Consider the following 16240-nt stretch of genomic DNA (forward strand, 5'->3'; position numbering starts at 1 on the left):
ATTAATGTACAGCCAGCATTTCGCGGGCATTCTCCAGCGCCGCAGCAGTAGGCCGTTCTCCGCTCAGCATCTGGGCAATTTTATTCACCCGCTCATCCTGCGACAGCAAACGTACGCTGGTAGTAACTTTATCCGCTTTGGCGTCTTTATATACAAAGTAGTGCGCATCTGCTTTCCCGGCTATCTGCGGCTGATGGGTAATACAGATGATCTGGTGCGATTTGGCAAGATCTTTCAATATAACACCCACCTGGCGGGCAGCTTCTCCCGAAATACCGGTATCAATTTCATCAAAGATCAGGGTAGGCAGCGCTACCGACTGTGCCACCAGCGATTTAATACATAACATAATACGGCTCAATTCCCCGCCGGACGCTACTTTGCCCACCGGTGCAAACTGGTTGCTCTTATTGGCGTCAAACAGGAATTCGATAGTATCCTGTCCGTATGAATTGAGCTCTCCGGGGATGATGTCTACTTTCAGGCGTGCATTAGGCATGCCTACCTGCGCCAGTAAAGCATTCACGTGTTTTTCAAAAGGACCGGCCTGTTCCTGGCGATGCCCGGTGATGATAGCCGCCGCTTTCTGCAGACTTTCTTTCAGCCGGGTTTGTTCCAGCTCCAGCGATGCCAGCTGTTCATCCAGGTTCAGCACATCCTCTACCTTTTGGGTCAGCACTTCTTTTATGGCCAGTAGTTCGGCAGTGGTTTGTACACCGTGTTTCTTGAATAAACGGTATCCCAGCGCCATTCTTTCATTCACCAGCTCTATCCGTTGCGCGTCGTATTGTACATGGTCGTTGATGCTTTCCACGTCTCCGGCAATATCCTGTAGTTCGAGGTAAGTGGATAACAGGCGTTCAGATACCGCGGGCATGTCTTTATGAAAGGCGGATAAGGCCTGCAGCGATGACTGCAGCTGTTTCAGCTGTTGAAGGATGGGCTGTTCGTCTTCCTTCAGCTGAAAATACACCCGGTTCAGGGTGTTCTTTATTTCTTCTGCGTGACTTAATGTTTGCAGTTCTGCATCCAGATCTTCTATTTCGTTGGGATTGAAACCTGCTTCTGCCAGTTCGTCGAGCAGGAAGCGGTTATAGTCCAGCTCTTTATTGGCGTTGTCGCGGTTATCCAGCAGTTGTTTGTATTTCTTCTGCACCTGTGTGTACTGAACAAATCCCTGGTGGTACTGTTGCAGTTCTGCAGGTTTGTTGACCAGGGCATCGATCACTTCCCGCTGGAAATCGGCGTTACCGAGCGCCAGTGTGTCAAACTGTTGATGGAGGTCTACCAGGTAACCGCTGAGTTCTGCCAGCTGGGAGATGTTCACCGGCGTATCATTCACAAACGCCCTGGATTTACCGGTGGCGCTCACTTCTCTTCTTATAATCAGCTGATCTTCCAGGTCCAGTTCGTGTTCCTGGAAGAAAGTAGCGATTTGTGATTTCTTTACTTTAAAGAGCCCTTCTATGATGCATTTGCCTGTTTTATCGAACAATACTCCCGGGTCTGCTCTTTCTCCCAGTATCAGGGAAAGGGCTCCGAGGAGGATGGATTTACCTGCACCGGTTTCTCCGGTGATCACGTTCAGGTTCCCTGAGAAGTCTACTTCCAGGTGATCGATAATTGCGTAGTTCTTGATGGTTAATCGCTGTAACATAAGTAAGGAAATTCCTTTATGATGTTGAAAGCTCAGGTTCCGTTTACCCGCTGCATGCCTGCTTTGGCGCGCTGGTCAAGGGAATTTTTATAATCATGGCCTTTCATGTTCAGACAACGCTGATAACATTCTATGGCTTTGGCTTTTTCATTTCTCTTTTCATAAATGTAACCCATTTGGAGGGAAGCCCGTGCCGCATAATATTCCGGCCTGTTGCTGCCCACTTTCACGGTTACTTCGTACATGGCTATGGCCTGATCGTCTTGCCCGCTTTCATCATAAATGCGACCCAAACGGTAGGCATATTCCAGTTTATCTTCCATCGCCGGGAACTCGGCTGCTTTTTTTGTGAGCAGCAATGCCAGCGCTTTGTTGAAATATCCGCCATCACTCAACAGGCGTACTCTCAACAGGAACGGGTTGGGCCATTTGCCGGTTTTGGCTTCTTTCAGTGCCTGTTTGTCCGCATCCGTTTCCACGCCGCCTTTCGTCAGGATCATGGCCCGGTATTTATCTGCCGTGGCCTGGTTCCCTTCCAGGTAATAATACCAGCTGAGTCGCTGCAAACATTCCTTCACATAAAACTTGCCTTTAAAATTACTGACAAACCGTTCCAGGTAAATGTGTGCATCCGGATCCAGCCTCGTTAGTTTCAGTAATCCCATTACATAATTGTAATACTGCATGTCTGCATACTCCGCTGTATCATTCCGCTCCTGCAGGACTTTTATGCCGGTAGCAGCCCGCTGGTTGTTCAAAGAAAGGTTTGCCACCATTAAAGCAAACAGGTAGTTATTTTTAGTATCCAGTTGTTTTCTTTGTAAGAATTCCCACGTTTCTTCCGGTTTATTCACAATAAACAACATCAGGTAGCAATAATAGTAGTAAGATTCTTCCCGGAACATTTTTGCTTCCGGCGCATTGCTCTCAATGAACTTGTTCACATTCGCCATCCCTTCTTTCATACTGCCTTTAAGGCCGAGAATATTGGTAATCCACTTATAACCTTCGGGAATAGTGCCGAACACCGTTTGCATGGCGCCCAGCAGCAGGTTATTGGGAACAAAGCCCGGAAACCGTTGCTGGTTCTCTTTCAGCATCATATATGCTTTCCGGATTTCCCAGGTAGCGTCCCATTTCTCATCAAACTTTATTTTGATCAGGGCCCACTGGAATTTGATAGCAGCCTGCGTATACAGGTAATAAGGAGAATCCGGGGAACCTTCCGCCATTTTATTCAGCCGGAAAGACCGCAGGCTCCTTTTCTTTGAATACTCTGCAGGATCTTCATTAAAGAAGAGCGGGAAAAAATCCGCATAGTTATCCAGGAAATAAGGCGCCAGGTTATCCGGGTGCTCTTTTTTCTCTGCTTCCAGCAAAGCCCTGCCGGTGTTTAACCTCAACTGCATGATGGCATCATATGCCTGCTCGCAGCGGGTGTTAAAATCAAATACTTTCTGCCTGGCGTTCACGTTAAATCCTACGCTCAACAATAACAACAAAGAAAAAATAATACGCATACGGGGAAAAATTCCAAAATTAAAGGCCAAATCTCTCATAACATCTTCCAAATCCCAAATAACACTTCACATTTTTTAAAAGTTGTATTGTTTAGCTAAATCCCTGCCACAAAATAAAAGAACTACTACGCAAGGTACCTGCGCAACGGCAATGTACACAAAGCTAATATAATTAGTAAAACAAAACTAAATAAATTAGTATATTTTTTATGCACATACACCAATAAAAAAAGGACATCCGAAGATGTCCTTTAAATGTTTATTGCTGATAGACTATAATTAGATAGTCACAGTTGCTTCGAGGTCGTTATCCACCAGGATACGTCCGCAGTGCTCACAAACGATGATCTTTTTGTGCTGACGGATTTCTGCCTGACGCTGAGGAGGAATTGCATTGAAGCAGCCACCGCAGGAATCACGCTCTACAGTTACCACCGCCAAACCGTTGCGGTAGTTCTTACGGATTTTCTCGTAAGCCTGCAATAAGCGGGGATCTACCTTGGTTTTAGCATCTTCACTTTCTTTGCGGAATGCTTTCTCTTCTTTATCTGTTTCGCCGATGATCTTTTCCAGTTCGCCTTTCTTGTGCTTCAGGTTCGCTTCTTTATCTGCTACCGCTTTCTTGGCTACTTCCAGTACGCGGCTTTTTTCCTTGATCTCTTCGTTAGCGTCCTTGATATGCTTTTCAGCCAGCTTGATTTCCAGCGCCTGCATCTCCATTTCTTTGGTGATGGCTTCGAACTCACGGTTATTCTTCACATTATCCTGCTGCTTCTCGTACTTCTTGATCAGCGCTTCCGCTTCTTTGATGGCGTTTTTCTTGCTGGCAACAAAGTCTTGTATACCTTTCATTTCATTCTCAATGTGAGACTGACGTGTGTTCAGGCCTTCGATCTCGTCTTCCAGGTCTTTTACCTCCATCGGCAACTCCCCTTTCAACACCTGGATCCCATCCAGCTTGGAATCGATCTTTTGCAATCTGAGTACAGACGCTAATTTTTCTTCAACGGAGTATTCTTTTACGGTTGCCATGTATTATAAATAATTTACCGGGTTTGTTTTAATCGTAGATTTAAGAGGCGCAAAATTACGGAATTTTTCGGTCAATATATGATAAAATAATTCCACTGTGAACTGCTCACTCTCAAAATGTCCGATATCTGCTATAATTAATTGATTGTCAGCGTCAAAAAATTCATGATACTTGAAATCCGACGAAATGTAGGCATCTGCCCCGGCTGCTATCGCCTGTTTTAACAGGAAACTGCCTGCTCCCCCACATAACGCCACTTTTTTTACGGAACGCCCCCTCAATGGGGTATATTTCACACAACCCGTCCGGAACTGCTCCTTTACAAACTGCAAAAATTCCAGCTCGTCCATCGCCTCCGGTAAAGTACCGATCAATCCCGAACCCACCTGCTGATAAGCATTTTCCAGGCTTACCACATCATAAGCCACCTCTTCATAAGGGTGACTGCCCAACAGCGCCTGTAAAATTTTTCCTTCCAAATATACCGGAAAAATTACTTCCAACTTTATTTCAGCCTCAAAATGTCGTTTTCCGGGCGTACCTACATAAGGATCAGTGCCTTCCGCTCCCTTAAACGTACCCTCACCTGCTCCGTTAAAACTACATTCACTGTAATTGCCAATATGGCCGGCGCCCGCTTCAAACAAAGCAGCCCTCACCGTTTCCACATCTGCCGAAGGCACAAATGTGAATAACTTTTTTAGTAATCCCCGCTTAGGCTGCAATACCCGCGTTTGTTCCAGCCCCAGCTTCGCCGCCATCTGCGCACACACCCCGTTCCGCACATTATCCAGGTTGGTATGCGCCGCATACACGGCAATATCATGTTTTATGGCCTTAATCGCCACCCGCTCTACATAGTTATTCCCGTTAATCTTCTTCAATCCCCCGAAAACAATCGGGTGATGGGCAATCACCAGGTTACATCCGGTTGCAATAGCCTCGTCAATAACAGCTTCTGTAGCATCCAGCGTAAGCAGCGCATTGGTCAGCTCCACATCCGCCCGCCCGAAAATAAGCCCGGCATTGTCGTAGCTCTCCTGGTACTGCAAAGGCGCAAACTGTTCGATGGCCTGTATGATCTCTTTTATCTTCATATCTGCAAAAATTAATGGTTCATTCGTGGCATCTGCTAAATTTGCAAAAAATTATCTTTTATGCCCGGAAGCAAATCTACAGCAGAACAGTATGCGGATTACAAAATAAAAATGCAAAAAATTGCAGATGTAAGAAATGCCCTGGCGGTACTTGGCTGGGACCAGGAAACCTATCTTCCTGAAAAAGGCGCCGGGTTCCGTGGTCAGCAGATCACCACCCTCAGCTCTATTGCCCACGAACTATTCACCGCCCCGGAGCTGGAAACTATTCTCCAGGGCCTGAAAGGTAATACTACGCTGGATCCGGTAGAACAAAAAAATATCATTCTTTCTACAGAAGACTTTGAAAAGAATAAAAAATACCCGGCAGCCTTTGTGGCCGAAATGTCGAGAGTGACCAACGAAAGCTATCACGCCTGGATCAAAGCCCGCAAAGCCAACGACTATTCCATTTTTGCCCCGGCGCTTGCCCGGATGATTGAACTGAAGAAACAGGAAACAGATATCCTGGGCTATGAAGGACATCCCTACAATGCCCTCCTGAACGAATATGAAAAAGGCGCCCACACCGGTATGCTGGATACCATTTTTAATGAAGTGAAAACCGCCCTTTCACCGCTGCTCACCCAAATAGAACAGCAACCCGCCATCAATAAGGATTTCCTGCACCTGCACTATAACCGCGATGCACAGTGGAAATTTGGCCTTGCCCTGCTGGAAAACATGGGATACGATCTGAAAGCAGGCCGGCAGGATGTTTCCGAGCATCCCTTCACCACCAGCTTCAACCCACTTGATGTAAGGGTAACCACCCGCATCGATGAAAATGATTTTGGGAACATGACCTGGAGCTGTATCCATGAAGGTGGCCACGCCCTTTATGAACAGGGGCTGCCCACTGAACAATACGGTCTTCCCTGCGGGGAAGCCACCAGTTTGGGTATACATGAATCCCAGTCGCGCCTATGGGAAAACAACGTGGGCCGCAGCCTCCTCTTCTGGCAATATCATTATCCCCGCCTTCAGCAACTCTTCCCCGAAAATCTCGGAAATGTATCGCTGGATGCCTTCTATAAAGCCATCAATAAAGTACAACCGTCGCTCATCCGCACAGAAGCAGATGAACTGACCTATCATTTCCATATCATGATCCGGTATGAAATTGAAAAAGGACTGATCGACGGCAGCATCGATGTAAAAGATCTGAAACACACCTGGAACGAATACTACCGTCAATACCTGCACGTAACGGTACCCGATGATGTACACGGCGTACTGCAGGATATCCACTGGTCGCATGGCAGCTTTGGCTACTTCCCTACTTATTCGCTGGGTAGTTTTTATGCTGCACAATTCTTTGCTGCTGCACAAAAACAGGTGCCTGGTTTAGATGCACGTATTGCCGGCGGCGATTATCAGCCGTTACTGGAATGGTTGCGTACCAACGTTCATCCGTTTGGAAGGTTTTATACATCGAATGAATTATGTGAGAAAGTAACAGGGAAACAGCTGGTGTTTGGGGAATTCCTCACGTATGCGAAAGGGAAATATGGCGGGATATATGGCTTCTAAAATAAAAAGTCCGGAACGATGGTTCCGGACTTTTCTATCATTTGACGTATATCTCAATTATAACCCCGCCAGCTTCTCCAGCTCTGCCAGTTCCATCACACCCTGCTTCCGTGCTACTTCTTTCCCATCCTTATAAAAAATAAAAGTAGGCAGTTTGGTTGCCTCAACGGATTTCATCACATCCTGGTCGTTACCACCATCCACCGCTACCTTTTTTACCTGCGGATGTTTCTGGAAGAATTTTTCCAGCACCGGCTCCATCTGTTTACAGGGAGGACACCACGCGGCTCCCACATCGGTGAGCACATATCCTTTTGCCTGTACCGCTTTGTTATAATCAGCTACACTGAGCTGGGGCTTCTTCTCAGCAACACCTTCCAATTGCTTGCCGGCCCGCTTCCAGGCGTTGATACCACCATCCAGCTCCACTACATTCGCAAAGCCGTTTTCTCTCATCCATTTGGCAGCGGCGGCGCTGCGGCCACCACTCAGGCAATAAATATAAACGGGCTTTTTCTTGTCGAGGTATTGCACCCGGTCTTTGAATTCTTCTTTCTTTGTATAATCGGCCTGTAAGGCATGTGGCAAATGCCCGGTACTGAATTCTCCGGCGGTACGCACATCAAATACCTGTACACCAGGCTGTTGGATATCCTTATCAAATTCAGCAGCATCTACCGCCTGTTGCTGTTGTGCCATTGCGGTAATGCCTGTGAGCATCAACATGATGGCTAAGAAAACTCGTCCCATATCTTCTTTATTTTCGGCATAAAATTAATAAACAACTCGGTGCCCTGCCTGGCCGGATGAGAATTATAACAGGGCTGCAACGTTTTAATATCAAATAAGGGAGAAAACAACTTGGTGTATTCCGCTTCAGTGCCACCAAAGGGTGGTCCGTCCTGTGTAAAATGACGGTTAAACAGCACCCCTGCCAGATGCCCGCCGGGCTTGATCAGCGAATACATATGTTCTACGTAATCCATCCGGAGAAAAGGCGGCAGTGCGCAGAAAAATGTTTGTTCCAATACCAGGTCGTAGCTGCCTTTATGGGCAAAAAAATCTTCTTCCAGCACTTTCACACGGGTACGGGCAAACGTTTTTCGCAGCTGTTCAACCAATACCGGTGCAATATCCAGCACCGTTACATCACTAAAAGCCTGACCCGCCAGGTAAGCAGCTTCGTAACTGTTGCCTCCACCGGGAATGAGTATACGAATATCCCGGTCTACCAGCTGATCGATATACTCTTTCAGGGGAGGAGACACCGCTCCCATATCCCAGCCCGTATCTCCTTTAAGATAGCGGTTATTCCAATACTGACTGTCCATATCCGGTATTCCTTTTTATGCTAAGTTACGGCCATTCAGCCACATACATAAATGCATCGCTTTTCCAAACATTATTGCTATTTTTATGCTTTGAATATACCTGTGAAACGGCCTTAACGCCAACCTATGCCATGAAAAGCCTACACAATTATTTGCGGATTGTCATAAGACGTATTTTGCTTTGTCTGCTGCCGGTGATGGCCCTGGCCATTAGCGCCCGCGCGCAGTCAGTTGCTATAGATGCGGATAAAAAAGCAGGCTGTCCTCCTTTCCTGGTGAATTTCACCGCTACACTGGATGCAGGCTACCAACAGATAGAATGGGATTTCGGACTTGGCGCCAACGTTACCAACGACCCCACCCCCTCTAAAACATTCCAGGACCCCGGCATTTATCATGTTAAATTAACAGCTACCTACGGCGCTAATACCATCGTCAAACAACTCGACATCCAGGTATATAACAAACCTCTTGTCAACTTCACCATCCCCAACACTACCGGATGCGCACCCTTTATGGCTACATTCAGGGACCAGTCTGCACCGGGAGATGGCAGCATTGCGGATATTACCTGGGACTTCGGCGACGGCGGCGGAGCCACAGGCGCAAATGTTACCCACACCTACACACAGGCTGGCACTTACAATGTACTCAGCGCTGTAACTAACAGCTACGGCTGTACGGCTTTTAAAGGACCGGAACCTGTGAAAATACAAAGCGCGCCCACACCCGCTTTCTCCGCCGATAAAACACAAAGCTGTACCACGCCATTCACTGTAAACTTCTTTAACAATACTGTTAATAACTCGCCCGATCCGGTTACCTACACCTGGGATTACGGCGATGGCACCACCGGCACCGCTAACCAACATACCTATACCAGGGAAGGCCGCTTTACCGTGAAACTTACCGCTACTACTTCCGGCGGATGTTCCACACCACTTACCAAAACGGAATATATCGTAATTGAAAAAGTTAAACCAGGTTTTACTTTTTCCGCTCCCTGTGCAGATCAACCGGTTAACTTCACCAATACCACGCAACCCGTTCCTGACCAGGTGACCTGGGCTTTCCCCGATGGCACCACACAAACAACGGCAAACGCAGTAAAACAATTCACTACACCGGGCGATTATATCGTGAAAATGCAGGCTACCCTGGGCAGCTGCATGGAAGAGATCCAGCAAACCATTCACATAAATCCTTCTCCGCAAATAAACCCGGTAGCTACGCCACTCAGCGCCTGTAATACGCCCTTTACCACGCAGTTCAGCGCACAGTCCACCAATGCCACCGTATGGAACTGGAACTTTGGAGATGGTACTACTTCTACACTGGAAAACCCTTCGCACACTTATACCCGCGAAGGATCCTTTACGGTGAGCCTCACCGCCACCAATGCTTCGGGCTGCAGCAAAACAGTTACCAATCCCGGTTATATCAATATCGCCAAACCCAATCTGAGTATTTACCGCAGCGCAACAGAGGGTTGTATCCCTTTACCGGCCGACTTCTACGTAGAACTGGATGTTACCGATCCTATTGTCAGCTATCAATGGAATTTCGGAGATGGCAGTACTTCCACCAATGCAAGACCTAATCATATTTTCACCACACAGGGAACTTTCACCGTTACCATTACTGTAACTACAGCAAGTGGATGTACTGCCAGCGGCACCACTATTATTATGGCAGGAACAAGGCCTGTCGTGGATTTTGTGGCCACTCCCCTGAAATCATGCGCCAAAGACCCGGTGCAGTTCACCAACCTGTCTGTTCCCCGCGGCACTTCCTGGCTCTGGACCTTTGTGCAGGATAACAGTACCAGTACCGAAGAAAATCCTAATCATACCTTCAATGAAATCGGCAATCACGATGTCATCCTGGTAGTAAATAATAATGGTTGTATTGAACAGCTAATAAAACGGAATTATATACAGATCATCCCACCCATTGCACGGTTTGAAACCACACCGGATTGCGTGGATCCTTATCACCGGAAATTCACCGACAACTCTACCTTCGGGCCTATACCCACCGCGGTAAAAACCTGGCTGTGGGAGTTTGGTGAAAACGGCGCCACGTCCACCGATCAAAGCCCGGATTTCCGCTATCAGACAACAGGTCTGAAACAGGTGCGGCTTACCATCGACAATGGTATCTGTACTTCTACCACTACACAATCGGTGAACATCATCGATGAAAAACCAATCATTACTCCCGATAAGCCCAGGATATGCAGAGGTGAAAGCATCCATATTTCGTTAGGGCCGCTGAATAATGATAATATCAATGAATATAGCTGGGATTGGGGTGATGGCAGCGCCCTGCAAAATATACCAGCCTATAATTTTAATCCCGCCAATGGCATCACGCATACTTACAACAAAACAGGCACCTTTACCATTAAGCTCACCATTACAGATAAAAACAGCTGTACCCGCGAAGCGCCGCCAATTACCATTGATGTAAACGGCGCTACACCTGATTTTGATTATACCGGTAAGAGATGTAAAGATGAGATTTTCAGTTTCACAGATAAATCCACCGTTAACACCGGCAACAGCATACTCAACTGGGAATGGGATTTCGGGGATCAGAGCAGTAAAGAGAATTACACCACACAACCCATTGATATAAAACATACCTATACTAACGCGAACGATTACACGGTTTCATTAACGGTAACCGATCAGTTCAGCTGTGTAGTGAAAGTACAGAAGGTGATCCGCTTCGACCGGGTGAAGGCCGACTTTATGGTACCATCCAATATCGCCTGCCTGGATAAGTCGTTTACATTTGTGGATCAGTCGCAGGGCACTATCCAAAGTTATGCATGGGATTTCGGGGATAATACCACCGGCACAGGAAACAGGCCTGCAAAGGTTTACAGCGCACCGGGCCAATATAACGTAACGCTCAAAGTAACCACCCCTGCGGGTTGTACGGATGAAATCACTAAGGCAAATATAATCAGGGTACCTGACCCGAAAGCGTCTTTCACTATTCCGGATAACCTGGATCTGTGTCCGCCGGTGAAAGTATTATTCACTAACACTTCTACCGATTTTGTAAACTCCAGCTGGAATTTTGGCGATAACGGCACCTCCTCCAAGAATGATCCGGATGTACACATCTATGCACGGGCACGGACCTACGATGTAGTGTTGACAGTATACTCAGAAGGAGGATGCTCCAGCACCGCTACACTTCCAATTACCATCAAGGGGCCGGACGGCACCATGAAAACCACGCCAACACAAGGTTGTGTACCGTTAGCAATCAGCATCAGCGCCACCTCTGTTAAAACCGACAGCTATATGTGGGATTTCGACGACGGTACGGTACTTACTTCTACCACTCCCGTATCTCCGGCGCATACCTATACCAAAGCAGGCATTTATTACCCGCGCGTATCCTTACTGGACAACCAGGGTTGCTTGGTAAAAGCAGCAGGAAACGATAAGATCATTGTGGATCAAACGATCGCTGACTTTATCACCAATGACTTCCAGGTATGCGGTGGCGGCGAGGTAACATTTACCAATAAAAGTAAAACGTTAACGAAAGATTCACTTGCGCTTGACTTTACCAATGCCTGGGACTTCGGCGTACCGGGCAATCCCGGTAACAGTGCTACTACCGTAAACGGTTTGTTTAATTATCCGCAGCCCGGAACCACTAATGTTAAACTGGTAGTAACCAGCGCCTATGGCTGTATAGATGAGAAGATATTGCCGGTGGTAATTCCGCCGCAACCGGTGGCTGTAATCGCTCCTATTTCACCGCTTTGTGTGTCCGGGAAAATACAGCTATCCGGCAGCGACAGCAAAAATATACCAGGTACCAAATGGCTGTGGCAGGTAGGTACAGGGCAAACCTACGATGTACCTGTGCCACCGGAAATACTTTTAAACAGCACCGGCACCATACCCGTAGTATTAACGATCACTAATGCCGATGGTTCCTGTCCTTCGGAAACTACGGCGCAAATGACCGTACATCCTTCACCGGTATTAAATCCTTCCCCCACTACCGCTACTATCTGCCGTGGTGCGGCATTACAGCTGCAGGCAAATACTACCGCCAATGTAGCAGTAAACTGGACTGATTACAACATCTCAGATGTAGCCAGCGTATCGCCACAGGCAACGCCGGATATCGATACCATATACCGTGTTACCGCTACTAACGAATACGGTTGCACGAATACAGGCGAAGTAGCCGTTACTGTTACCCAGCCGTTTAAAATTTATGCACAGGATGCGGAAATATGTGCGGGGGAAAGCGTAAAAATGAATGCAGGAGGGGCTTTACGATATCAGTGGATTCCCGCCAGGGGATTGAACCGCGCGGATGTTGCCGACCCGGTTGCCAGTCCGGATGGCAATATCACCTACCAGGTAGTGGGTTATAATAACAGTACCTGCTTCACAGATACAGCGTTGGCCAGGGTTTACGTACGTGCGGTACCGGTAGTAAACGCAGGCCCGGATATGGTGATTGCCACCGGCTCTGTTATTCCGTTACCTGTTACCGGCAGTGAGGATATCATTAAAACTGAATGGATACCCGTAACAGGTTTAAGCTGCTACGACTGCCTAACGCCAACGGCTACGCCAACAGACGATATTACTTATCATGTAAAGGTAACCAACCGGTTTGGCTGTATGAGCACCGATGATGTGGCAATCAAGCTGGTATGCGATGAAGGCAACATATTCATCCCCAATACCTTTTCTCCCAATGGCGATGGCCAGAACGATATTTTCTATGTGCGGGGCCGCGGCATGCAGTCCATCCGCATATTCAGGATCTTCAACCGTTGGGGGCAACTGGTATTTGAGCGTACCGGTGTGAATACCAATGATCCATCGTCAGGATGGGATGGCCGCTACAAAGGCACCGTCCTGAATCCGGATGTATTTGTTTACTATGTGGAAGTGGTGTGTGATAAAGGCGCTGTGAACCTGCTGAAAGGGAATATTACCCTTATCAGGTAGGACCGCCGCCAACGGAATTTTTGATACGGATGTTGTTGATTTGCAGCCACTCTGCTGTATTTCCATCTTTCCCTTATTAAAAATTCCGAAAATCAAAAAGTTTATATATGTAATTTTTATTAATTTGTGTAGACATTCAGTCAATGGAAAACCTGTGTACCCTATGAAATACCTACAGGCAAAGTGTTTTCGGACATTGCTGCTCCTTATATCCCTTTTGCAGGCAAACTGCTTACTGGCACAGAAGGCGGACTTTACCTATACCGCTTCGCCGGGTAACCTGTGTACACCGGTAACACTGACATTGAGAAATACCAGCACCGGCACTCCCCTCACTTATAACTGGGATTTCGGGGATGGCAGAACTTCACATGAAGAGCATCCGCAGGTAACCTATACCACTGGCGGTCCCGTAAAAATTACCCTGGAAGCAGTATATAAAGTAAGCGGCGGAACAACCACCAGCACCTATTGGCGGGATTTAGTAGTAGGTGCTACCCCCCAGGTTATTTTTTCGGCAGATGTAACAAAAAGCTGCAAAGTATTCACCGCTAATTTCACAGATGCCACCACAGGCGCGGCCAGTCGTACGTGGGATTTTGGCGACGGCACCGCGCCGGTTACCACCAGCAATGCTTATATACCACATCAATACACCCGCGCGGGTAAATTTGATGTAACCCTCACCGTTACTAACCGTAACGGCTGTACGGCCACTTTGAAAAAAGATGCTTATATCGATATTTCCCTGCCTCAGATTACAATGGCCACGCCATTATCCGGCTGCGTGCCTTATACCGCAGCATTTTCGGCTACTTCTACCAACGATATCAACGATCCGGTTGTATCCTGGGCCTGGAATTTCGGGGATGGCAACACACAATCCACTACCAACGGTAATGTAAATCACGTATATACGCAAACGGGCACTTACAACGTAGGCGTTACCGTTACTACACAGGGCCAGTGCGTGGTAACCTCCTCCTTTGATAAATTTGTACACACCGGCAATCCGCCTTCCAATGTAAGTTTCACGGTATCTCCTGCCAGTACCTGCGTAGGCGACCCGGTAAGATTGCTGGCTAACGCGAGCTTTGCAGATACCTACAGCTGGGATTTCGGAGATGGGAAAACGGAATCAGGCAGCAGCAACGATATCAGGCATTCCTTTAATGCCAATGGTATGCTTACCGTACAAATGAAAGCGGGCAGTAATGGCTGCTTCACAGCAGCGTCTCCGGTTACGGTAGATGTAACCGGCCCGGTGTCGCAATTCAGTGTAGTACGCGATTGTGCTGATAAAAGTAAATTCATCTTTACCAACAATTCTATCGGCACCAGCGCTAATTCCACCTATCAGTGGGACTTTGGAGATAATTCACCACTGGTAAACACAATGGATGCGGTGCATAACTATACAATACCAGGCAATTACACCGTTCGACTTACTATCGGGGAAATAGGCAATAACTGCAACCATAGTAGTTTCCAAACGATCTATTATTTCCGGGCCGACTTTACCGCCGGCGTCAACTCCATCTGCCGCGGAAGCAAAGCCACCTACGGTGTGCTGAATGTGCCACTGGGACTGGTTTCCAGCTACACCTGGCAATTCGGCGATGGTACCACCTTTACCACTACCGATCAAACCTACATAAAAACATGGGCCACCACCGGCACGTTCGATAACCAGCTCACCATCCGTTACAAAGACCCTGCTTACTGCGATGATATTGTGTATAAACCGGATGATATTGACATCCTCGCACCACAGGCCGACTTTACCACTGGTCCGGTTACCTGTGCAGGCCAGGCAGTGAGCTTTATCAATAACACCATCACTTCTCCCAATATCCCCATTGCCAACTGGTACTGGGATCTGGGCAATGGATTGAGTTCCACCGCGCAAACGCCGCCAGCCACTAAGTACAGCGCTTCCGGCGGACAAGCAGTGAAACTCGTGGTAACAGACGCCCGCAATTGCAGGGACTCCATCAGTAAAACCATCAACATTCATCCTACGCCGGTGGTGAAAGCATCTGCGCAGCAGCCAAAAATCTGTGAGGGCAACAGCGTTAATCTCAACGCCTTATCAGATGGCACCGTACAATGGCTCACCACTAACCAGCTCAGTTGTGTTTTCTGTACAGATCCGGTAGCATCGCCACTTGCAAGCACCCGTTACCATGTACAGGCATCTAACGTGTACGGATGTACGGTATATGATTCCACGGATGTAGTAGTGGTGCCCAAAGTAAATCTTGCCGTAAGTAATGATACCATTGCCTGCTATGGCACATCGGTACAGCTGAAAGCCACAGGCGCTACCATCTATAACTGGACGCCCGTTACCGGCTTAACCAACAACACTATCGCCAACCCGGTTACCACACCAATAGAAGACATCACTTACCAGGTAACCGGCACCAACGATGCCATTTGCCCGATGAGTGCACCGCTTTCCGTGAAAGTATCCGTAAAGCCGGTACCACAGGTAAATGCAGGGAAAGACCAGACCGTAATGGTGGGAGATATTGTACGGCTCATGGCCAGTGGAAGCCCGGATATCGTGAAATGGAAATGGAGCCCGGATGATTATCTCGATAACACCAGCTCTCCGTATGTAACGGCGGCTGTACGTAAACCCATTACCTACAGTATTACCGGTACTAACCAGTTCGGCTGTACGAAAAGCGATATCATGAACGTGGACCTCGTTTGCAACACCGACGTGGTGTTTATTCCAAATACTTTCAGTCCCAATGGCGACGGGCAAAACGATATCTTCTATCCACGCGGAAAGGGCATCAGCCTGATAAAATCTTTCCGGATTTTCAACCGCTGGGGACAGGAAGTACATCACCGCGAAAGAATCAACATCGATGATATCAGCACCGGGTGGAACGGCTCTTTTAACGGCAAGCCGCAACCTTCCGATGTGTATATCTACTTTATTGAAGCATACTGTGATACCAATGAATTTTTCCAGATGAAAGGCAACGTAACATTACTCAGATAAATATTTTT

General features: G+C 47.6%; 9 protein-coding genes. 3 read left to right on the top strand and 6 right to left on the bottom strand.

What is annotated here, in order from left to right; genetic code table 11:
• Window position 1 precedes the first annotated feature (1 nt).
• The 4 genes from recN to B5Z18_RS10565 all read right to left on the bottom strand — a co-directional run bounded on the left by recN (window position 2) and on the right by B5Z18_RS10565 (window position 5307).
• Window positions 2–1657, bottom strand: a complete 1656-nt coding sequence (recN, locus tag B5Z18_RS10550) for a DNA repair protein RecN (RefSeq protein WP_079469312.1) — start codon at window positions 1655–1657, stop codon at window positions 2–4.
• A gap of 32 nt (window positions 1658–1689) precedes the next feature.
• On the bottom strand, window positions 1690–3177 hold the full coding sequence (locus B5Z18_RS10555; protein ID WP_159454261.1) for a tetratricopeptide repeat protein: 1488 nt from the start codon (window positions 3175–3177) through the stop codon (window positions 1690–1692).
• Between the two features lie 279 nt (window positions 3178–3456).
• Window positions 3457–4209 carry a zinc ribbon domain-containing protein gene (locus B5Z18_RS10560; protein ID WP_079469314.1) on the bottom strand — a complete coding sequence of 251 codons (753 nt, stop codon included), beginning with the start codon at window positions 4207–4209 and terminating at the stop codon, window positions 3457–3459.
• A gap of 3 nt (window positions 4210–4212) precedes the next feature.
• Window positions 4213–5307 carry a Nif3-like dinuclear metal center hexameric protein gene (locus tag B5Z18_RS10565; protein ID WP_079469315.1) on the bottom strand — a complete coding sequence of 365 codons (1095 nt, stop codon included), beginning with the start codon at window positions 5305–5307 and terminating at the stop codon, window positions 4213–4215.
• A gap of 60 nt (window positions 5308–5367) precedes the next feature.
• On the opposite strand from B5Z18_RS10565, the gene B5Z18_RS10570 reads away from it, so the two are divergent.
• Entirely contained in the window at window positions 5368–6879 is a 1512-nt protein-coding gene (locus tag B5Z18_RS10570; protein WP_079469316.1) for a carboxypeptidase M32, read from the top strand.
• Between the two features lie 57 nt (window positions 6880–6936).
• Here the strand turns inward: B5Z18_RS10570 and B5Z18_RS10575 are convergent, their stop codons facing one another.
• Window positions 6937–7629 carry a rhodanese-like domain-containing protein gene (locus B5Z18_RS10575; protein ID WP_079469317.1) on the bottom strand — a complete coding sequence of 231 codons (693 nt, stop codon included), beginning with the start codon at window positions 7627–7629 and terminating at the stop codon, window positions 6937–6939.
• Window positions 7611–8210 (bottom strand): methyltransferase domain-containing protein, encoded by a 600-nt coding sequence (locus B5Z18_RS10580; RefSeq protein ID WP_079469318.1) that lies wholly within the window; start codon window positions 8208–8210, stop codon window positions 7611–7613. The genes B5Z18_RS10575 and B5Z18_RS10580 overlap by 19 nt, the downstream gene beginning before the upstream one ends.
• A 131-nt stretch (window positions 8211–8341) precedes the next feature.
• Here B5Z18_RS10580 and B5Z18_RS10585 point away from each other — a divergent pair, with 131 nt between their 5' ends.
• On the top strand, window positions 8342–13213 hold the full coding sequence (locus B5Z18_RS10585) for a PKD domain-containing protein (RefSeq protein ID WP_159454262.1): 4872 nt from the start codon (window positions 8342–8344) through the stop codon (window positions 13211–13213).
• Between the two features lie 163 nt (window positions 13214–13376).
• Window positions 13377–16232, top strand: coding sequence for a PKD domain-containing protein (locus tag B5Z18_RS10590; RefSeq protein WP_079469320.1), 2856 nt, complete (start codon window positions 13377–13379; stop codon window positions 16230–16232).
• The last annotated feature ends 8 nt before the right edge of the window (window positions 16233–16240 follow it).

Origin of the sequence: Chitinophaga ginsengisegetis (genome assembly GCF_900168065.1) — a bacterium.
Lineage (GTDB): Bacteria > Bacteroidota > Bacteroidia > Chitinophagales > Chitinophagaceae > Chitinophaga > Chitinophaga ginsengisegetis.